The sequence below is a fragment of the Propionispora hippei DSM 15287 genome (genome assembly GCF_900141835.1).
Taxonomy (GTDB): Bacteria; Bacillota; Negativicutes; order Propionisporales; family Propionisporaceae; genus Propionispora; species Propionispora hippei.
In genome coordinates this window covers 78,486-97,983 of record NZ_FQZD01000006.1, presented here as the reverse complement: position 1 = coordinate 97,983, position 19,498 = coordinate 78,486, and the positions used below count along the sequence as shown (strand labels likewise).

Below are 19,498 nucleotides of genomic sequence, written 5' to 3'. Positions count from 1 at the left end.
AGTCTTCGTCAGAACAGGAATTTTTACTTGAACAGGTTTTGTCCGGCCACCGGATTTTCCTTTGCGGTGAGTTCTGCCACCTCGATGCCGTAAACCATAACCGTTTTGTTATCGAAAGATGACCGGTACTGCTCCACAAATTCACCGGTCAATGGACTCTTAAAAAAGCCGGGAAGAAATTTGTCCAACAGCCGGTTCAAGGCTGCCGTTTTTTCCACTGTGTCCGCTACCGGCAAAGCCTTACCAAAGATAATCACACTCAAATACGCCGTATCACATTTGGCCGGATGAGCGTCGGTCACCGTACCAAACTCTTCAAAGACAGTGAAACAAACTGACGGCTGCTTGGCCAGAACGGCATGTTTCTTGCCGCTCCCCATGCCATGGATGTATATCTTGCCGTTCCAATACACATAGTTCACCGGCAAAGCATAAGGGATGCCGCTTGAATCGGACATACTCAGCGTCCCCACCCGCTGTTCGGTTAAAAAGCGTTCGATTTTTTCCTGATCATGACAAATTCGCTGGGTATAGCTGATTTGCTCCATCTTTGTTCACCTCTCGCTTGCGGTATACGCGGCCAGACGGTCAAGAAATTCTGTCATCAGTGAATTAACCACCGCCAGTATCCCCATATTCTCCCGGATGGCTTGAGCAGTCTGCACATAAGGTCCCGGCCGCAGTTCGTCAGCACAATGATAAAGTAATGAGTTGATGCTGGCGGCCGTACTTTCCAGATGAAACTGGAAGCCAAAAACCCGATCCCGGTACATAAAAGCTTGATGAGGGCAGCCCTCGCTGGAGGCGATGCAGACAGCCTCCTCGCCGAGCATACTGAAAGTGTCGTTATGCCATTGAAAAACGGGAAAGCTTTCCGGAAACCCGTCAAAAAATTTTTCCTGGATTTTTTCTTTGTGCAGGGTAACCGGCAGCCAGCCGATCTCGGCCACTGGATTCTTCGTAACTTTACCGCCCAATACATCGGCTATGAGCTGCGCCCCCAGGCAAATACCCAGGACTACTTTCTCTTGCTCAATGGCCTTTCGGATGCAGTCCTTCTCATAACCCAGCCAGGGGTATTGCTCTTCTTCGTAAATATTCATCGGACCGCCCATAATCACCAGCCAGTCAAACTGGTCCGGTTCAGGCACCGCCTCAAAATTATACAGGTGCGTACCCGAAAGCCGGTGTCCTCGTTCATACGCCCAGGTGACAAGCATGGCCGGGTTCTCAAAAGGAACATGCTGCAAATAATGAATTCTCATGGCAACCCCCTTCTGGTCCTATCAAATATACTTTTATCGGCCTTATTCGGTCAAGTCGGGCAGCTTTCCTTCTGCTGCTGGGCAAAACGCCGTACGTCACCGATCCTTATCGGATCGAACAGTTCCGCCACGGCTTCACACAGCTCTAACACTTTCACCATATCAGTTACCTCCGGTGCGCCGTGAAAATAATTTTCCAGCGAACAGATACCAAAAATCTGGTCCAGCGACCGGATCGACTGATTTAGTTCCGGTGAAACAACCAGACAGTCTATCGCTTCGACGGCCTCCATCAAGCAAATATAGTTATGATTTTCCGGCTCAATCCCATACAGCAGGCATAAGGCAATCAGATAGTTTTCCAGCGCAACCGAGGCCACGTTAAAGACCACACTGGCTTGCTGGCCTTCTTCCAGAAACTGTCGGGCCCGAAAATGATACATCCTGCTGCTGCGGTAGTTTTCCTCAAACGCCGCCACATCGATCTCGCTTATGTCCATCATATGACCAGCCTCTTTTCTCCTTACATACTGCCGGTTTTCAGTCAAACCGGCAGTATGCAGGTTACTGTTGGATTTCTGCACTTTTGTTGTTTTTGACGGTACCGCTGCCTAATTTTTTACCAAACATTCAGCATCCATTCTTTACTCTTTTTATACTCCATATCAGTAAACAGGGTATTGGCCATAGCCTCGGCCAGCCACATGGCTCCGGCATAACCGACTACGGGGTACCGGTGCAAGCCGGCACGGTCATAAGTGGGAAAACCGACTCTTACCATGGGTATATTGTTATCAATCGAGGTAAACCGGCCCTTGGAGTGGCCCAGAATCAAATCCAGCTCAAGCCCTTCATTTTTTATCCGGTTTTCCAATTCCCACAAATCCGCATTAGTGATAATCTCCATATCGTAATCTACATTTTCCTGGAGCGCTTTAATGCGGGGATCCAGGGGATAGTCCTTACGATCATCACCAAGCAGCAGCAGCATAGGCTTCATTCCCAGATCAAGACAGAACTCGGCCAGACCGATCACGAGATCGGGATTTCCATAAATGGCAACCTTTTTATCGGCCAGAAATAAATGGGCCACATCGGTGATAGCGTCAATAGCAATGCCTCGCTCTTTGACCAAGGAAGGCGGTATTGATTTACCGGTCAGGCTTTTTACCTTCTGCAAAAACGAATCGGTATTGCGAATTCCAATCGGCGTAGGGCCGATAATGGCCGGTACGTCAAATTCGCTTTCCAGGTATTCCGCAGCCTGCCCTCCCTCATAGCGGTTCAGGGCGATCGTGCCTAACGCGTTAGCCGTTCCTTTTAAGTCTTCAATGGTGGTATTGCCATGAGAGACATGGTTTCCGTCAGGCATTAACGGAGAGTCGAAACTTTCAATTTCAAAAAGAACGGTTGTATCAACTTCCATGGCCGCCAGCAAATGTTTCAGTTCGGTTACATCACCGGGATTAACCCAGCCGGTAATCAAGTTCAGTTTCCCGTTCGACTCGCCCTTCTTGGCAAAATAGCTGACCACATCCTTTACGGCCGCATCATACCCGGTGACCATGCTTCCCTTGAAGCTTGGTGCATGAATGGGGATTAAATATACTTCCCGGCCGGGATATTTTTCTTTTAACAGTCCATTATTGAGTTTAGTAATAACCCCGTCAATATCGTCACCGATGACTTCTGTCGAGCAAGTGGTTATAATTGGCACAACCTTCACATGAGGATACCGCATCAACAGCACGTCAACCGCCTGCTCCACCCGGTTCAGCGCCCCGAATACGGCGCCGTCCTCATGCACAGAAGAAGATGCAATTTCAAAGCTTTCCTTAAAATGCTGCGAGAAAAGCAATCGGACAAACATAACGCAACCTTGACCGCCATGCACAATGCCAATGCAATCCTTGATTCCGATGCTGACAAACTGGGAACCGCAGGGCTGGCAGGTAAATATGGGGTTGATAATTCCAGCACGCTCTTTTTCTTTTAATTCGCAAGCCATAATATCATCCTTCCTAATAGAGAGGTACGGTTAGCTCTTCATTAAGCGACCCGGTAATCGTCAGATAATCCATCCGCTCCTTCAGCCCCTGCATAAGCAGTTTTAATTCAGCCTTATCCATGGCATGAATCCACTCATACCGCTGCCGGTAAGCTTCAGCCAAAATGACGGCATCAACCCAGTAGCATTTATCCTGAGGAGTTTCCTTCTCAACCGGTTCGTCACATAAAATCTGCATCGTTTTGGTAAGAATCCCCTCATTTTGCTTTTCCCGGTCCCAGGCCCGGGAATGAAACTGCCACAGGCAATTCTTCATAATATAATCAACCAACTGTTCAATTCGATCACGCATAACATCATCCATCGATCGGCACCTCCCTTATACCACTGAAAGTTTTGGTTGCGCCGGCGGGAAGCTGAAATAGGTCTTGCTCCGTAGGTCGGAGACGCTGTCAAACTTCCCGGTATATTGGCGCAGATCAGTTGAATCAGTTATTTCCGGACTCAAATTGGTATCGGAAAGCATTTGCCGGGTTTCAAATCCCTTATCTGTGGCAATCTCATCCTTGCTGATATCCAGATAAGCAAGCTTGTGTATCGGCGAATAAATAGCATTATAGATGTCGCGGGCAAACCGCACCCATCCCTCAAAGCCTTTATATGGACCGTTATGATAGGCATGGGCATTCAGATAGGGAACACGAATCTTCTTCGCTACCTCGCCGGGCCGTTTGCCGGTAAAAATCACGTCAGGCTTTAAGTTATACATAGCCTCCAGGCCTTCCAGCTCGTTTGGATCGTCAATAGCCAAAGCCCCTTCTTCGCAACGGGCAATGCCTTTTTCCATATCGCCCTGATGGCCGAACTTGGTGTAAACCGAAACAACATCAACGCCCATTTCCGCATGGATAACATGAGCCCAGTGCCAAAGCTTCGATCCGCCGGGCCACAGGCAAACCCGCTTGCCCTTCAGGCGCTCCTTATACCAGTCCAATTCCGGCTGCCAGCGAGCCGTTTCTTCGGCAATGATGGCTTCCGCCCGTTCCTCAATGCCAAAGAACATCGCTACCTTGCGCAAGGATGCCGACAGCGGCTCAAAACCGAAGCCGTCAATATCAAGCCGTGGCGTCCCATAGCGCTGCCTGAGTTCGTTACAGATATATTCGGCCGAGCGGGCACACTCCAATACATTAAGATGAGCTCTGTGCATCGCCCGAAGATCATCATAAGATCCATTGCCCGTAAAAGTAGACAACACCTGAATACCCATTCGTTTAAAATAATCTACCATGACTTCCTGGTCGCCCTGAATATTATACTCACCGACATAATTAATCACATAGTCACTGGTGATTTTAGGCTCCACATTGCCAACCTTTTGATTAATCCAGGCAATATTGATTTTATGATGCCCGCCGGACTGGCTGGGACCGCCGAAGCCGGGGGAGTTACAGACGAAAATATCCACATCAGGCAATTCCTCCATTACTTCATCAGCAATGGCGTTGATATCGTCGCCAATCAGCGCCGAGGCACAAGTCTGGTAAAGAGTCATCCGTTTGATCTTGGGAAACGCTTTAAAGGCTTCAATAATATTTTGCTTAAGCAGCTTTTCCGCCCCAAAGACAATATGCTTTTCCTTCATATCCGTAGCATAAGTGTATTTTAGCTGAAAATTATCGTTGTCACTGATATAGCGTTTAGTCTGCCAGGTGTCATAGGTACAGCCTACCGGCCCATGACTCATGTGAATGACATCCTTCATTGGTGTCCCGATAACATGCTTCGCGCCGCAGTAGGCGCAGCCCCGTTCGGAAATGGTGCCGGGTATGGTATTGAGATAGCCGAGCGGCAGTGCATCGGCCAACGTTTCACCGGGGCCTTTTACCACCGCGTGTTTTTTTCTTTCCGGAATGCATTTGCTGCATTCAAACTCATGATACGGCATGACAAGGTCCTCCCTCATATCGTTAATCAATACATATACAGATACAACTACCACCGGTTACTGTTATAAGCTAAACAGCCGGTTACCGCTACACGGTCGATTGCTCAATCTGCAATCCCGTATTTGACCACCATAGCCTCCAGCGCATCCATGCTGAGCGGCTTGGGAATGACAAATTTATCATTTTCAATAATCTTGCGCGCCAGTTCGCCGTATTCTTTGGCTTGGTTGCAATCTGCATCGTATTCAACAACTGTTTTCTTATTGAACTCAGCTCTCTGAACAATATTGTCCCGCGGTACAAAATGGATCATCTGGGTACCAATCGCTGCCGTAAACTCTTCCAGGAATTCTCTTTCCCGGTCTACCTTACGGCTATTGCAAATAACGCCGCCTAGCCGCACACCGCTTTGTTTAGCGTATTTCAGCAGGCCTTTGCAAATATTATTGGCAGCGTAAATGGCCATCATTTCGCCGGAAGCGACAATATAAACCTCCTGCGCCTTGCCATCCCGGATCGGCATGGCAAATCCGCCGCAGACAACGTCACCAAGTACATCAAAAAACACAAAATCCAAATCATCCGTATAGGCGCCGTTTTTCTCCATCAGGTCAATAGCCGTGATAACACCCCGACCGGCACAACCAACTCCCGGTTCGGGACCACCCGATTCCACACAACGGATTCCCAGATAACCGTCTTTTACCACTCTATCGGTGGTAATTTTGTCTTCCCCCTCGTCACGCAGCATATCCATCAGCGTTTTTTGGTTCATTCCCCCTAAAATCAGCCGGGTTGAATCAGCCTTGGGATCGCAACCGTGGATAAACACCTTTTTATCGTAAAAATGAGCCATAGCTCCTGCCGTATTTTGTTGGGTCGTGGATTTACCAATTCCGCCTTTACCATAAATCGCAATTTTTCTTGGCATGTGTATGCCCTCCTTTTAAATTAACAGATTTTTTAAAATTATAGTTGAAATTGAAAATACTTCCCGTTATAATAGAAACAGGCAAATTAAATAAACCTAGTGCCACTGGGTTTAACAACGGCTTTGCGGATATTCGTGGTATCCTCAAAGCTTTTGTTTTTAAAGCATATATGGACGATATATCCTCAGCTCCTTCCGGTACAGTTATTTTTGCCTATTAACCAGCCTCCAACAGTCTTCTTTTGATAACCACCCCCTTTCATTTCAATAAAGCTATCTTTTTCTCTAAGAACACCTTGAAACTCCCTGCCTATTTTGCTATAATGCAAAATGGGCAAATCAAATAAACTTAGTGCCACTGAGAATAGGAGATTTACCTCTGCTTCATGGATATTCGTGGTATCCATGAAGCTTTTATTTTTGTGTTAAATAGTAAGCCGCCAGGCAAGACAGTTTTCTTTACCCGCCATATTCGTGGTATCGCGAGTAAAACGGCCTGCTGTAAAAAAGGGGTATCAATGAACCGTTCCGGTTCATTGATACCCCTTCGTATCTGCCAGGCAAAGTACTGCAAACACCCTGCTCCAGAGAATATTAAACTTGCTTTTGTCTTATAATACTACACCAAATCCATAGAGTCAATATGTTTTAGTTAATTTAATTTGTTTTTGTTGATTTAGTTTATCTAGTTAGTACCTGTGTATAAATAAAAACAAGGATCTTTCTAAAAGATCCTTGTTTTTATGATTTAATCGGCAAACAATGCCTGGCTGAACTCTGCCGGATCAAAAGGACGTAAATCCTGCACCCCTTCACCGATGCCGATCCAGCGAACGGGAACATTCAATTCCGACTTGATGGCAATCACCACGCCGCCCTTGGCTGTACCGTCCAGCTTGGTCAGAACCAAGCCAGATACGGCAGCGGCTTCGCCGAACAGCTTGGCCTGGTTCACAGCGTTCTGACCGGTAGTTGCATCCAGCACCAGCAAGGTACTGTGCGGTGCTCCCGGCAGCTCCCGGTTGATGATCCGATAAATTTTTTTCAGTTCCTCCATTAGGTTGGACTTGGTGTGCAGCCGTCCCGCCGTATCAATAATCAGCACATCCACTTTTCGGGCCTTAGCCGATTGGACGGCGTCAAACACTACGGCCGCCGGATCGGAACCCTCCGTATGCTTGACAACCTCCGCTCCGATCCGATCGCCCCAGATTTCCAATTGCTCAATGGCCGCAGCACGGAAGGTATCGCCGGCCGCCAGCATAACCGTCTTGCCCTGCTCCCGGTAGTAATTGCCCAGTTTGCCGATAGTGGTCGTTTTTCCCACACCGTTAACTCCTACCACCATAATCACCATAGGTGGCTGTACCTCCGGTTCCGCCGTTTCACCGCTTATTAAAATGGTACTGATTTTCTCCTGTAAAAACGGCTTTAATTCTTCCGGCGACTGAATTTGCTTGTTCTTAATCCCGGCCCGGACGTCCGACAGTAGTTGGGCTGTCGTTTTCACTCCCACATCGGCGGTCAGTAAGATAGCCTCCAGGTCATCCAAAAACTCATCGTCAATGTCAGCATAGCCGACAATTAATTGTTCAATCTTCTCGGTTAAGCCCTTGCGGGTTTTTTCCAGACCGACTTTCAATTTATCAAAAAAGCCCATATTCATTTCACCTAATTCCTATTTTTTCATACGCCCTAGGGCGTGTCTTCAAACTAACGGAATGATCCATGGCGAGTGATTTTTGCGCCAGACAAATTATACCCTAAAGGGCACGCGAAATTTTGCAGGAATAGCGGCCCCTATTTCAAAAATTTTAATAAAGTATGGCACAAAAGGCGCCGTCAGGGAGCGTTTCGGATAGTCTGAAGGACACGCCCTTGCCTCTATTTATCCCGCAGCATCCACCAGTTTGACGGAAACCAGGCGGGAAACCCCGGACTCTTCCATGGTAACACCGTGAATAATATCGGCCACTTCCATAGTGCCTTTCCGGTGAGTAACCACAATAAACTGAGTGTTTTGGGCATAATCCCGCAGAAAGCCGCTGAAGCGCTGCAGATTGGCTTCGTCAAGCGGAGCATCAATCTCGTCTACCATGGTAAACGGTGCCGGCCGGTAGGTTAAAAAGGCAAACAGCAGGGCAATGACCGTCAAAGCCCGCTCCCCACCTGATAATAATACCAGGCTTTGCTGCTTTTTACCAGGCGGCTGCACCCAGACCTCAACCCCCGTTTCCAGCGGTTTGTCCGGTTCCAGCAAAGATAGCCAGGCCTTGCCGCCACCGAACAGGCGCTCAAAGATCACACTGAAATGCTGATTAATTTCTTTAAAGGCCACACTGAATTGCTTGGACATTTTCTTGTCAATATCCTGAATAATAGTCGCTAAATATTCACGGGCATTTTTTAAATCTTCCGATTGATTCCGCAAAAACTCATACCGTTCCCGTACACGGGCAAATTCTTCAATCGCACTATGATTAACCGGTCCCAGCAAAACAATCTCCTCTTCCAGCCGTTTAGCTTGCACCGTCAGCTCCGCCACACTGCCTTCACGACAGCGGGAAACAGCCTCTTCCCAGGAAACATTACACCGTTCGGTCAGTTCCTTGCGGCAAGTTTCCAATTCATACTTGTATTTTGTGGCCATCAACTCAAATTCATGCAGCCGGTTTTGAATTTCATTGTGACGCCGCCGTTTATCCTTTATCTCCTTTTCCTGCTTGGTAAGTTCCGTTAACACGGCATACTTGCCGGACTCCAGTTCTTTCTTCGCCGTCAGACAGCCGGCAGTCTGCCCCTCTGTCGTCCGGTGCAGCTCCTTCACTTCTTTCAGCTCGGCGTCATAGCCGGCTGTCTGTTCCCGCAGCGTTACCGCTTCATTAGCCAACCGCTGCAGCACAGTGGCCGTCTTAGCCAGTTCCGTCCGGAGCATTTGGCTTTCGCTTTCCACAGCCTGCATTTGCTGTTCCAGCGCTGTAAGCGAAACCCTGCAGTCGGTCACCGCATGACCGGTCAAGTCTTTTTTCTCATTGAGCAGCTTAAGTTCCTGCTGCCAACGAAGCATCTCCCGCTTATGCTCGGCATCACGATTTTCCAAAACAAGAATAGCTTCTTGCTTTTGAGCCAATTTCGTTTGCATTGCCGTTTTTTCACCGGTAAAGGAGTCCATTTCCTCCTGCAGGCTATCTGACGCCATTTGCAAACGCCGCAGTTCTCCCTGCAGATTGGTCCCATGCACTTCAAGCTGCGCCAGCCGCACTTCCAGGGCTTGCTTTTCTGCCTGCTTAACCTCCGCCGTTTTATCCAGTTCCAGCCGTTTTCGCTCGACGGCACTCACCGCTTGCTGAGCCTGTTCCAGGGACGACTTGGTTTCCCCTATGGTTTTTTCCAACGTCGCAATTTCATTGCTGCGACTTAAAAAGCTGTTTTCCCGGCGATGCGTACTACCGCCGGTCAGAGAACCGCCCGGATTAACCTGTTGTCCGTCAAGCGTAACAATTCTCACACGATACTGATGGTTCTTGGCAATAGCCAGCGCAGCGTCAATATTTTCGGCTATAATGGTCCTTCCCAGCAGGAATTCCACCACTTTGCGGTATTTCTGCTCACAATCGACCACGACCGAGGCCAGTCCCAGTGAACCTGCCGCCGCTGCCGCCTTTAGTTCATAATCCCGCGGCGTCCCGGTCTGAATAGTAGTAAGCGGCAGGAAAGTGGCCCGGCCCAGACGTTGGTCCTTTAAAAAGGCAATAGCCTGTTTGGCTGTCGCTTCATCTTCGGTAACAAGATATTGCAAGGCGCCGCCCAAAGCAGTTTCCACCGCCGTGACATAGGAGTCCGGTACCTGAATTAATTGAGCTACCGCGCCGCAAATTCCCTGACGCCAGGCTGCCCGGTTCTGCAGGACACTCTTGCTGCTGCGGCCAAACCCGTCAAAATCCTGCTGCATGTGGGACAGAATTTTATGTTTGGACGCAAACTCATTCAGTTTTACCTGCAAAGCCTTTTCTTTATTCTGCAAGTCCCGGCAGTCCGCTTCCAGAGCCTGTTTTACTTCAGCAAGCCGCTCTTCCTCCTTGAGTAGTTCCGCCAGCCTTTCGGCCAAGCCGTTCTTCTCCGCCAGTGCCGCTTTCGCCGCCTCACCGGTCTGTGTAAGCTGCTCGCCGTATCCCGCCAGTTCCCGGGCGTACTCCCCCTGATTGGTCAACAGTTTGGCCATATCTTTTTCCAACGTGACAATCTCATTACGGGCGCTAACCAATTCCTGCAAATAATCAAAAGACTGTTCCTTGCAAAGCTCCAGGCGGGCTTCCATCGCCTGTATGTCCGCCGCGGTCTGCTGATAGGCCTCCTGACTTTGGGCCAATTCCTGCTGCAGCACCAGGACCTGTTCGCGCTTTTCTGACAGTTGGCGGCAGCTTTCCGCTAAACGTTCTTGCAAGGTTTCCGCCTGTTCCCGGTTCTGTTGCTCTTCGGCTGCTATTCGTTCGCCGGCAGCCGAGCCCTGGGAGATCTTTTCAGTCAGCAAGGCAATTCGGCCTTCCAGCCGCTCGGTTTCCCGGTAAGCTTGCTGCAGGCGCTCTCCAGTCCCACGTAAGGTTTCTTCCAATTCCGCCAGTTGAGCAGTCAGACGTTCAAGCTCGGCCTCGCCTAGCAGAATCTGATTGCCCACAGTCAGTTCTTCCTCTTTCAGAGCAAGCTCCTGCAAAGTGGCGCTTTCCACCATCTGCTCCGCCTTTTTCAGCTTGTCCACCAGCAAAGTAATGCGGCAGGCCGTCAATTCCTCCTGCAGTTCTTGGTAGCGCGAAGTCCGGGCAGCACTGGCCTCCAGCGGTTCAAGCTGTAATTCGATTTCCGAAATGATATCCTCCAGGCGGACCAGATTCTGCTCCGTATCGTCCAATTTTCGTAAAGCTTCCTTTTTCCGGTTTTTATAACGGGTGATACCGGCAGCCTCTTCAAAAATCAGGCGCCGTTCCTCGGGTTTGCTGTTTAATATTTCATCTACCTTGTTTTGGCTGATAACCGGCATGGCTTCCCGCCCCAGCCCGGTATCGGCCAACAGGTCATGAATATCTTTTAAGCGGCAGTGCGTCTTATTGATGAAATACTCACTCTCGCCGGACCGGAAAACCCGGCGGGTAATCGTTACTTCATTAAAATCCAGCGGCAGCACGCCGTCCGAATTATCAAAAACCAGCGAAACCTCCGCCACCCCCAGCGCACGCCGGCCGGTACTGCCGGAAAAGATAATATCTTCCACCCTGGCGCCACGCAAGTTTCTGATATTCTGCTCGCCAAGCACCCAGCGAATAGCATCGGAGATATTGCTTTTCCCACTGCCGTTTGGACCGACCACTACCGTAATGCCCGGTCCAAAGTCCACTTCCGTTTTATCCGCAAACGACTTAAACCCATAAGCCTCCAACCTACGTAACAGCAAAAAAAATTCACCACACATTCCAAACTTTTCATATAGAGTTTTTAAATAACTTGTCCTGCCCAGTCATGTATAAAAAACCTGTCTGCAGGTTTGCAAACAGGTCTCCGCCAATAAAAAACTTACCGTGGTTCCACAATAAACCGGATTGCAGTCCGTTCCTCACCCTCAATGGAAATTTCAGCAAAAGCAGGTATTGTAATGAGATCCATACCATTTGGCGCCACAAATCCCCGCGATATGGCAATAGCCTTTATGGCCTGATTGACTGCCCCCGCCCCCACTGCCTGCACTTCTGCGGAATGCTTTTCTCTTAACACGGCAGCCAGAGCACCTGCTACAGATTTAGGACTCGATTGTGCAGATACTTTAAGGATTTCCATTAGTAAACCTCCTCATCAATAACTATTGGGGCTGTATAACCTTTCTTGTATATCTATAAGATATTCGAGAGGTTTCCTAAAAATTCCTCTTTTGTCATTTAGGGATCTGCTAATGTACTAGGCCTGCCGGTATACGAGAGATTTTCCACCTGGCAAAAAGGAAAATCGCAGGAAAAATCGGCTATTTCAAGGCTTGGTTGACACAGCCAGGCAGCGAAAGCTTCGTCAGGGACGTACAGCCGGAATGAGTCAGGAGCTCTCTAAAGTTGACAAAGCATCTGTTTGTTTACCACATGGGAGAGACCTTCATATTCGATTATCAGTTCACCCGCTTTGCTCCCTGCCGGATACAGGCTCAACTTGTTAAAACCATACTGTTCCTGCCAGTTTCTAAGATTGGCATTGCTTAAACCCCGAAGTTTCGAATGATCACGCGGGTGATGTAGAATGGCGAGCTGACGGCCGGTCAAATCCTTTCCGGCCGCAAAGCGTTGAAACATCAGAGAAAAAAGGCGGGCTTCCACCATCTCGCCAAAAGACGGGTGATACGGCCCAGCCAGCACTACCGAAGGTTGGTCAAGCTCTTCCGTAGCCTGCAGACCTGTACGGATGACAGAAATTCCCTGCTGGTCGCAAAGCAGCCTGAAAAAAGCAGCCCGCCGCACCGCCTCATCCACGGTTAGCGGCGCATAGTGTCCGTTCTGATACAAATCGGCCAGCGGCGTACCGGCAATTACCAGGGTTGGATAAATTCGCAACATATCAGGCTTCAAACGCAGCAGACGCGCCGCCACCAGCGGCAACAGCTCCCAGGTTTCACCGGGCAGCCCCAGCATCAATTGCAGGCCGCAGGACAGTCCTGCTTCCCGCAGCAGGCAAACGGCCCGTTCAATATCGTTCACCGTATGCCCTCGCGCTGCGGTAGCCAGGATGCCGTCATCCAATGACTGGGCTCCTAGCTCAACGATACTGACACCATAAGAGAGCAAATGCTGCAAAATATCGGAGGAAATAGCATCAGGGCGGGTCGAGAGGCGAATAGCGTGTATTCGTCCCTCCCGCTGCGCCAGAGCAGCCGGCGTCAACAGTTCACGCTGATAGTTTACAGAAAGAGCGGTAAAGCTGCCGCCATAAAAGGCCACTTCAACCCGGCGAGGCCGGTCAAGCCTGGCCAAATACAGCTCAATCAAGTTTGCAACGTCTTTGCCGCTTAACCTTATGGCACTGCTGCCGGTAATTTTCTTTTGATTGCAAAAAACACACTGGTGAGTACAACCAAAGTGCGGAATAAAAATGGGAATGATAAAGTGCTTCATATGACCCTCTTATATTACCCTTTCGCAGGTAGAACGCAAGGGCGACCACTGGCCGCCCCTGTTTATTTTTCATCAATGATATGGAGTTTGATCAAGGCTTGTCTAGCGGCAAACTGTTCCGCTTCCTTTTTGCTTTTCCCAGTTCCCCATCCTAAGATATTTGAATTGACCACAACAGACACTTCAAATACTTTATCATGATCAGGCCCTCGTTCCGATACAATTTCATAGACAATTTTACTGTCATTATGCTTTTGAATGGATTCCTGCAGCAGAGTCTTGTAATCTTTTATATACTGTCCCTGCTCAACCAAGACCAATTCCTCGGTGAGCTGCTGCAGAACAAAGTCCGCCGCACGCTCAAAACCGCCATCCAGATATACGGCGCCAATGAGAGACTCAAAAGAATCGGCCAGAATGGAAATGCGTTCCCGGCCGCCTGAACTAAGCTCGCCCTTACCCAGCAGCAAATACTTGCCGATTCCCAGTCTGGCCGCATGTCGGGCCAGGGTCGGCTCGCAGACTATAACAGCGCGCGCCTTGGTCAGTTCGCCCTCCGTTAAGTTGGGAAAGCGGTTAAAAAGGAATTGGCTGATCACCAGATCAAGAACGGCATCGCCCAGAAATTCCAGCCGTTCATTATGCATAACGCCCATATGCTTATTCTCATTGGCGAATGAAGTATGAACAAGCGCCTGATTCAGCAAAGAAATTTCCTTAAACTCGACACCTAATACCCCGCTCAAGGCGGCCAACGCCTGAAGCCGTGGTTTATCCAGCAACATTTTCATCGCTTACGCTTGGTACTTTTTCAAAAGGATAGTAGCGTTATGGCCGCCAAAACCAAACGAATTGGACAGCGCCACATTCACTACACCTTCCCGTGCCTTGTTAGGAACATAATCCAAGTCCAGTTCCGGATCAGGCGTATCGTAATTGATGGTCGGCGGAATCATACTATTGGCAATGGTGAGTGCTGTTGCAATGCACTCAATCCCGCCGGCAGCTCCCAGCAAGTGACCGGTCATGGATTTAATGGAGCTTACCGCCAACTTATAAGCATGGTCGCCAAACAGGGATTTGATGGCCAGTGTTTCATTTTTGTCATTAAGCGGTGTCGATGTTCCGTGAGCGTTAATATAATCGGCGTCTTCCGGTTTTAAGCCGGCATCGGCCAAAGCCATAGCCATGCATTTGGCTGCCTGGACACCTTCCGGAGCCGGGGCGGTAATATGGTAAGCGTCTGCATTGTGTCCGTAGCCGGCTACTTCTGCATAAATACGCGCGCCTCTGGCCAATGCATGTTCCAACGATTCTAAAATAACAATACCGGCGCCTTCGCCCATAACAAAACCGTCACGCTCTTTTTCAAAGGGACGCGAAGCCTTTTCCGGTTCATCATTGCGGGTAGACATAGCCTTCATCGAGCAGAAGCCGGCAACCGCCGCCGGTGAAATAGCCGCTTCCGTACCGCCTGCTACCATCACATCAGCCTCGCCCCGTTCAATGATTCTAAAAGCGTCGCCAATGGCATTGGTGCCGGTGGCACAGGCAGTGACCACGCAACTGTTCGGCCCCTGCAAACCAAAGGTAATCGACGTATGGCCGGCCACCATGTTGCCGATCATCATCGGCACAAAGAACGGGCTCACCCGGTTGGGTCCTTTTTCAAATAAAATCTTATATTGTTCATGCAGCGTTTCAATACCGCCAATACCGGTTCCCACCAACGTGCCGATGCGGGTACGGTCTTCCTTGTCCAAATCCATGGCCGCATCTTCAAAAGCCATTTTGGTAGCGGCAATCGCAAATTGCGACGCCCGGTCCATCCGTTTTGCTTCTTTTTTATCAATATATTTAACCGGATCAAAATCCTTTACTTCGCCGGCGATCTGCGTCGAATATTCGCTTGGATCAAAACGGGTAATCCGTCCAATGCCACATTTGCCCTCCATCAGAGCTTGCCAAAAATCATCCTTGCCTACACCGATCGGTGAAATAGCCCCTAATCCTGTAATTACAACTCGCCTCTTCAAACTCTTCACCTCACCATATTCTTTTTGTCTATGTTTATCCATTGCTTGCTTCAACTTCTGCCAGAATTCTGCTAAAAATCTCTTTAACAGAAAGTATTTCCTCTATTCGATGAATGTACTCGCCGGTAAACACCAGTCCGGATTCCACATCGCCCTGTTGTGCACGGATAAGAGCCTTGATAATGCAAAAACTTTTCGAACAGTGCTTCAGACAGGCGTCACAAGAATCAGGAGCAGGCACAGTACCTTCAATAATTTTCTTAGCAAAGGGGTTGCCTATGGCCTGTCCAGGAAGTCCCACAGGACTTTTGATTAAAACGACATCTTCATGTTTTGCTTTCAAATAAAATTGTTTTAGCTCGGGAGCTGCATTGGATTCTACACTTGCAGCAAACCGCGTACCCATTTGTACGCCATCGGCCCCCAGCTTCATAACCTCAACTACATCGTGCCCGTCAATGACACCGCCGGCACCAATAACCGGAATTTGAACCGCTTTTTTTATATCCGGCAGCAGTTCCCGCATCGACCTATCGGTGCCGAGATGCCCGCCGGCTTCCTTACCTTCCACGACTACAGCGGCAGCGCCCATCTTTTCGGCCAGTTTAGCAGCCTTTACAGAGGAAACCATTGCCACAATCGGTGTACCAGACTCTTTGCCATAGCCAAACACATCACGGGAAAAACCCGCGCCGGCAACCACCAGGTCAATACCCTCGTCAATCGCCGTTTTAACAATATCGGCGAACTGTCTCGCCGCAACCATAATATTAATGCCAACAATGCCTTTAGTAAGGGAACGCGCCAGACGAATTTCGCTGCGCAACTCATCAAAACTCATACCTGATGCAGCAATTAAACCGACACCGCCCTGTTCCGCCACAGCAGCAGCCAGCCGGGCTGTAGAGATACGGATTGCCATGCCACCCTGAATAATCGGTATCTTGGCCACTAAATGGCCAATTTTCAGTTCTGGAAGTTTCAAGTAATTACTCCTCCATTCACGCGTACTACCTTTAAGAAAGTCCCGCGAACTGTCGTTTCACGGGACTCTCCTTGGAACAGGTAATACTTTTAGCCTTGCTTCTCCTGTTCTATGTACCCCACAGCGTCTTTCACTGTTTTGATTTTTTCAGCTATTTCGTCAGGAATCTCAATATTAAATTCCTCTTCAAAAGCCATAATCAATTCAACAATGTCCAAAGAGTCAGCACCCAAGTCATCAATAAAAGTAGAGTCAATAGCAACATCAGCTTCATCAACACCTAGTTGTTCAACTACGATTTCTTTTACTTTATCGAAAGTTGTCATGATAAAATTCACCTCCTTCCAAGATTATATGTCATAATAACAAAAATTACACATCTGCTACATTACCATGCCGCCGTCGACATGTAAAGTCTGTCCTGTAATATAGGTAGCTGCGTCGGAAGCCAGAAAAAGTACGGCCGAAGCAACTTCCTCGGCACTGCCTAAGCGGCCTAGCGGCACCCGGCCTGCCAGTTCATCCTTGATCTGGTCTGATAACACAGCCGTCATATCGGTAGCAATGAAGCCGGGAGCCACCGCGTTAACGGTAATGCCCCGTGAAGCCAGTTCCTTAGCCATCGACTTGGTAAAGCCGATCACACCGGCCTTGGCGGCCGCGTAGTTGGCCTGACCGGCATTGCCGGTAACCCCAACCACCGAGCTCATATTAATGATCTTACCGCTACGCTGTTTCATCATAACACGGGCGATTGTTTTTGTACAATTGAAAATGCCCTTCAGGTTGGTATTGATTACGGCATCCCAGTCTTCTTCCTTCATGCGCATCAACAGATTGTCTCTGGTGATGCCGGCATTGTTGACCAGGATGTCAATGCGGCCGAATTTCTCAGTAGCCTGTTTTACCAGTTCTTCCACCGATTCCAGCTTAGCCACATCGGCTTGTACAACCAGCGCTTCCCCACCCATGGCCGTAATTTGCTCTTCTACTTCACGGGCCGCAGCCGCATTGCCGGCATAGTTGATAACTACCTTAACGCCCGCCTGAGCCAGCGCCAGGGCCACCGCCCGGCCAATTCCCCGGGAAGCCCCGGTGACAATTGCCACTTTATTGTCTAAAAGCATTTTAGCGAACCTCCCTGAAATAATCAAGGGTTTTTTCCAAAGAAGCAATATCCTCAATATTATTGTTATTAACTTCTTTCGCTATCTTTTTGGTAAATCCTGTAAGAACTTTACCCGGACCGACTTCAACAAACTCACCGGCGCCGAAAGCAACCATCCGGGCTACGCAATCTTCCCATTTTACCGGGCTTGCCGCCTGTTCGACCAGCAGTTTCTTAATCTGACCGCCAACGGTGACAATTTCCCCGTTGACATTAGCTACCAACGGTATTTTTGCGTCCTGAACAGTGATTTTATCCAGCTCGGCAGCCAGCTTTTCTGCTGCCGGCTGCATCAGTGTGCTATGAAAGGGAGCGCTTACCGGCAGCATAACGGCCCGTTTGGCGCCACGACCTTTCAACAGCTCGGCAGCTCTTTCCACCGCCGCAACCTTGCCGGCAATGACAATCTGTCCGGGGCAGTTGAAGTTAACAGCCTGCACCGAGCCCGTTTCAGCCTCTAGCTGCTGACACACTTCCACCACGCTGGCGCGGTCCATCCCTAAAATAGCCGCCATAGCGCCTTCCCCCAGGGGGACCGCTTCCTGCATGAATTGCCCCCGCTTGCGCACCAGGCGTACGGCGTCGGCAAAAGCGAGCGAACCGGCGGCAACCAGCGCCGAGTATTCGCCCAGACTATGGCCGGCGACAATATCGGCCTGGAGGCCGTATTCCTTAAGAACTTCATAACAAGCAACACTAACCGTCAAAATAGCCGGCTGTGTATTAAAGGTTTTACGAAGCTCCTCCTCGGGTCCCTGAAAGCACATATCGGTGATGGAAAATCCAAGAGCCTCATCAGCCGCCTCAAACACCTGCTTCGCTACGGCAAACTTTTCATAAAGTTCCCGGCCCATCCCTACTGTCTGCGAGCCCTGTCCGGGAAACACAAATGCACGTTTACTCATCCTCAAGCCTCCTGTTAGCCTAGGGAATCACTGATTTATTCACACTGCTCCCTGGCGGATCTTTTTCCGTCTGGCTACGTCAATAAAACCTTGAAATAGGGTCCGCTATTCCTGCGGTTTTACTTCTTGCCAGCCGAAAAATCTCTCACCAGGCTGGCAGGCTCATTAAATCAGCGGTTCCCTTGCGTAAATTTTTGAACGGCAGCGACAATAGCAGGCACTTCACTGACAATTTCCTCAATGATGGCCGCCACCGGTTTTACTTCACGCACCATACCGGCAATTTGTCCGCTCATCACAGAGCCGCGCTCGGTATCACCGTCACGGACCGCCGCCTTTAGCTTTCCGGCGCCCAGACGCTCCAGTTCTTCCACCGAGGCGCCGTTTCTTTCCAGCTCCAGGTATTCGCGCGTAAGCTTATTGGCGATAACGCGCACCGGATGGCCTGTCGTCACGCCGGTAAGCACCGTTGAACGTTCCTTAGCGCGAATTACCGCTTCTTTATAGTTATCATGAGCCGTACATTCAACGGAAGCAACAAACCGAGTACCGATTTGTACGCCTTGGGCTCCCAAGGCCAGAGCGGCAACGACGCCTCTGGCATCACCAATGCCGCCGGCGGCAATGACCGGAATACTGACGGCATCAACAATTTGCGGAATCAACGCCATGGTCGATACTTCACCAACATGGCCGCCGCTTTCCATGCCTTCGGCAATCAGCGCGTCCACACCAACCCGTTCCAACCGTTTGGCCAGAGCTACAGAAGCCACCACCGGGATCACCTTACTGCCGATTTCTTTCAGAGCGGGAATGTATTCACCGGGATTTCCCGCCCCGGTGGTAATAACCGGCACACGTTCCTCAATTACCACCTGCATAACTTCCTTGACAAAAGGAGACATCAGCATGATATTGACACCAAACGGTTTATTTGTCAGCGATTTTGCTTTGACAATTTCGCTGCGCAGCGCATCAGGAGGCATATGTCCCGCTCCAATTACGCCCAGGCCGCCGGCATTAGATACGGCTGCCGCCAGTTCGGCTGTGGCAACCCATGCCATACCGCCCTGTAAAATTGGATATTTAATGTTTAATAATTGACAAAT

The 19,498-nt window shown here is 49.5% G+C and carries 19 protein-coding genes; 1 reads left to right on the top strand and 18 read right to left on the bottom strand.

Annotation, left to right across the window (positions count from 1 at the left end):
- Window positions 1–23: 23 nt before the first annotated feature.
- The 7 genes from F3H20_RS03750 to nifH all read right to left on the bottom strand — a co-directional run bounded on the left by F3H20_RS03750 (window position 24) and on the right by nifH (window position 6,153).
- The gene (locus F3H20_RS03750; protein ID WP_149733631.1) at window positions 24–548 is read right to left on the bottom strand and encodes a pyridoxamine 5'-phosphate oxidase family protein; all 525 of its coding nucleotides are present in this window, start codon (window positions 546–548) and stop codon (window positions 24–26) included.
- Window positions 549–554: 6 nt separating this feature from the next.
- Complete coding sequence (locus tag F3H20_RS03745) at window positions 555–1,265, bottom strand: type 1 glutamine amidotransferase (protein ID WP_149733630.1); 711 nt, start codon at window positions 1,263–1,265, stop codon at window positions 555–557.
- Between the two features lie 50 nt (window positions 1,266–1,315).
- Window positions 1,316–1,768 (bottom strand): hypothetical protein, encoded by a 453-nt coding sequence (locus tag F3H20_RS03740; protein WP_223191591.1) that lies wholly within the window; start codon window positions 1,766–1,768, stop codon window positions 1,316–1,318.
- A gap of 116 nt (window positions 1,769–1,884) precedes the next feature.
- A complete protein-coding gene (anfK, locus tag F3H20_RS03735) occupies window positions 1,885–3,273 on the bottom strand; it encodes a Fe-only nitrogenase subunit beta (RefSeq protein ID WP_149733629.1) in 1,389 nt (462 codons plus the stop codon).
- A gap of 13 nt (window positions 3,274–3,286) precedes the next feature.
- Window positions 3,287–3,637, bottom strand: a complete 351-nt coding sequence (gene anfG / locus F3H20_RS03730; protein ID WP_149733628.1) for a Fe-only nitrogenase subunit delta — start codon at window positions 3,635–3,637, stop codon at window positions 3,287–3,289.
- Window positions 3,638–3,652: 15 nt separating this feature from the next.
- The gene (gene anfD, locus F3H20_RS03725) at window positions 3,653–5,221 is read right to left on the bottom strand and encodes a nitrogenase iron-iron protein, alpha chain (protein ID WP_149733627.1); all 1,569 of its coding nucleotides are present in this window, start codon (window positions 5,219–5,221) and stop codon (window positions 3,653–3,655) included.
- Between the two features lie 104 nt (window positions 5,222–5,325).
- Window positions 5,326–6,153: a nitrogenase iron protein gene (gene nifH / locus F3H20_RS03720; protein ID WP_149733626.1), complete on the bottom strand. Its 828-nt coding sequence runs from the start codon at window positions 6,151–6,153 to the stop codon at window positions 5,326–5,328.
- Between the two features lie 386 nt (window positions 6,154–6,539).
- Here nifH and F3H20_RS03715 point away from each other — a divergent pair, with 386 nt between their 5' ends.
- Window positions 6,540–6,770, top strand: coding sequence for a hypothetical protein (locus tag F3H20_RS03715; protein WP_149733625.1), 231 nt, complete (start codon window positions 6,540–6,542; stop codon window positions 6,768–6,770).
- Window positions 6,771–6,901: 131 nt separating this feature from the next.
- Here F3H20_RS03715 and ftsY read toward each other — a convergent pair whose 3' ends face one another.
- The 11 genes from ftsY to fabK form a co-directional block, all read right to left on the bottom strand.
- The gene (gene ftsY, locus F3H20_RS03710; RefSeq protein WP_149733624.1) at window positions 6,902–7,813 is read right to left on the bottom strand and encodes a signal recognition particle-docking protein FtsY; all 912 of its coding nucleotides are present in this window, start codon (window positions 7,811–7,813) and stop codon (window positions 6,902–6,904) included.
- Between the two features lie 228 nt (window positions 7,814–8,041).
- Window positions 8,042–11,599, bottom strand: coding sequence for a chromosome segregation protein SMC (smc, locus tag F3H20_RS03705; protein WP_149733623.1), 3,558 nt, complete (start codon window positions 11,597–11,599; stop codon window positions 8,042–8,044).
- Between the two features lie 119 nt (window positions 11,600–11,718).
- Window positions 11,719–11,979, bottom strand: a complete 261-nt coding sequence (locus tag F3H20_RS03700; RefSeq protein WP_091744013.1) for a stage V sporulation protein S — start codon at window positions 11,977–11,979, stop codon at window positions 11,719–11,721.
- 260 nt (window positions 11,980–12,239) lie between these two features.
- Window positions 12,240–13,295 (bottom strand): elongator complex protein 3, encoded by a 1,056-nt coding sequence (locus tag F3H20_RS03695; protein ID WP_149733622.1) that lies wholly within the window; start codon window positions 13,293–13,295, stop codon window positions 12,240–12,242.
- A 62-nt stretch (window positions 13,296–13,357) separates the two neighbouring features.
- Complete coding sequence (gene rnc / locus F3H20_RS03690) at window positions 13,358–14,086, bottom strand: ribonuclease III (RefSeq protein ID WP_149733621.1); 729 nt, start codon at window positions 14,084–14,086, stop codon at window positions 13,358–13,360.
- A 3-nt stretch (window positions 14,087–14,089) separates the two neighbouring features.
- Window positions 14,090–15,331 (bottom strand): beta-ketoacyl-ACP synthase II, encoded by a 1,242-nt coding sequence (gene fabF, locus F3H20_RS03685; RefSeq protein ID WP_149733620.1) that lies wholly within the window; start codon window positions 15,329–15,331, stop codon window positions 14,090–14,092.
- A 34-nt stretch (window positions 15,332–15,365) separates the two neighbouring features.
- Entirely contained in the window at window positions 15,366–16,316 is a 951-nt protein-coding gene (locus tag F3H20_RS03680) for an NAD(P)H-dependent flavin oxidoreductase (protein ID WP_149733619.1), read from the bottom strand.
- Window positions 16,317–16,405: 89 nt separating this feature from the next.
- Entirely contained in the window at window positions 16,406–16,642 is a 237-nt protein-coding gene (locus F3H20_RS03675; protein WP_091744017.1) for an acyl carrier protein, read from the bottom strand.
- A gap of 57 nt (window positions 16,643–16,699) precedes the next feature.
- The gene (gene fabG / locus F3H20_RS03670) at window positions 16,700–17,443 is read right to left on the bottom strand and encodes a 3-oxoacyl-[acyl-carrier-protein] reductase (protein ID WP_149733618.1); all 744 of its coding nucleotides are present in this window, start codon (window positions 17,441–17,443) and stop codon (window positions 16,700–16,702) included.
- 1 nt (window position 17,444) lies between these two features.
- A complete protein-coding gene (fabD, locus tag F3H20_RS03665) occupies window positions 17,445–18,389 on the bottom strand; it encodes an ACP S-malonyltransferase (RefSeq protein ID WP_149733617.1) in 945 nt (314 codons plus the stop codon).
- Between the two features lie 170 nt (window positions 18,390–18,559).
- The gene (fabK, locus tag F3H20_RS03660) at window positions 18,560–19,453 is read right to left on the bottom strand and encodes an enoyl-[acyl-carrier-protein] reductase FabK (RefSeq protein WP_394349561.1); all 894 of its coding nucleotides are present in this window, start codon (window positions 19,451–19,453) and stop codon (window positions 18,560–18,562) included.
- Window positions 19,454–19,498: the final 45 nt, after the last annotated feature.

Excerpts from the sequence above, each read along its gene's own strand:
- anfG (WP_149733628.1), bottom strand. The coding sequence starts at position 3,637 with ATGGATGATGTTATGCGTGATCGAATTGAACAGTTGGTTGATTATATT.
- F3H20_RS03695 (WP_149733622.1), bottom strand. The coding sequence starts at position 13,295 with ATGAAGCACTTTATCATTCCCATTTTTATTCCGCACTTTGGTTGTACT.
- F3H20_RS03700 (WP_091744013.1), bottom strand. The coding sequence starts at position 11,979 with ATGGAAATCCTTAAAGTATCTGCACAATCGAGTCCTAAATCTGTAGCA.
- fabK (WP_394349561.1), bottom strand. The coding sequence starts at position 19,453 with ATGGCATGGGTTGCCACAGCCGAACTGGCGGCAGCCGTATCTAATGCC.
- fabD (WP_149733617.1), bottom strand. The coding sequence starts at position 18,389 with ATGAGTAAACGTGCATTTGTGTTTCCCGGACAGGGCTCGCAGACAGTA.
- F3H20_RS03745 (WP_149733630.1), bottom strand. The coding sequence starts at position 1,265 with ATGAGAATTCATTATTTGCAGCATGTTCCTTTTGAGAACCCGGCCATG.
- anfD (WP_149733627.1), bottom strand. The coding sequence starts at position 5,221 with ATGCCGTATCATGAGTTTGAATGCAGCAAATGCATTCCGGAAAGAAAA.
- rnc (WP_149733621.1), bottom strand. The coding sequence starts at position 14,086 with ATGAAAATGTTGCTGGATAAACCACGGCTTCAGGCGTTGGCCGCCTTG.
- nifH (WP_149733626.1), bottom strand. The coding sequence starts at position 6,153 with ATGCCAAGAAAAATTGCGATTTATGGTAAAGGCGGAATTGGTAAATCC.
- F3H20_RS03740 (WP_223191591.1), bottom strand. The coding sequence starts at position 1,768 with ATGATGGACATAAGCGAGATCGATGTGGCGGCGTTTGAGGAAAACTAC.
- F3H20_RS03715 (WP_149733625.1), top strand. The coding sequence starts at position 6,540 with ATGGATATTCGTGGTATCCATGAAGCTTTTATTTTTGTGTTAAATAGT.
- F3H20_RS03750 (WP_149733631.1), bottom strand. The coding sequence starts at position 548 with ATGGAGCAAATCAGCTATACCCAGCGAATTTGTCATGATCAGGAAAAA.
- F3H20_RS03675 (WP_091744017.1), bottom strand. The coding sequence starts at position 16,642 with ATGACAACTTTCGATAAAGTAAAAGAAATCGTAGTTGAACAACTAGGT.
- fabG (WP_149733618.1), bottom strand. The coding sequence starts at position 17,443 with ATGCTTTTAGACAATAAAGTGGCAATTGTCACCGGGGCTTCCCGGGGA.
- ftsY (WP_149733624.1), bottom strand. The coding sequence starts at position 7,813 with ATGGGCTTTTTTGATAAATTGAAAGTCGGTCTGGAAAAAACCCGCAAG.
- anfK (WP_149733629.1), bottom strand. The coding sequence starts at position 3,273 with ATGGCTTGCGAATTAAAAGAAAAAGAGCGTGCTGGAATTATCAACCCC.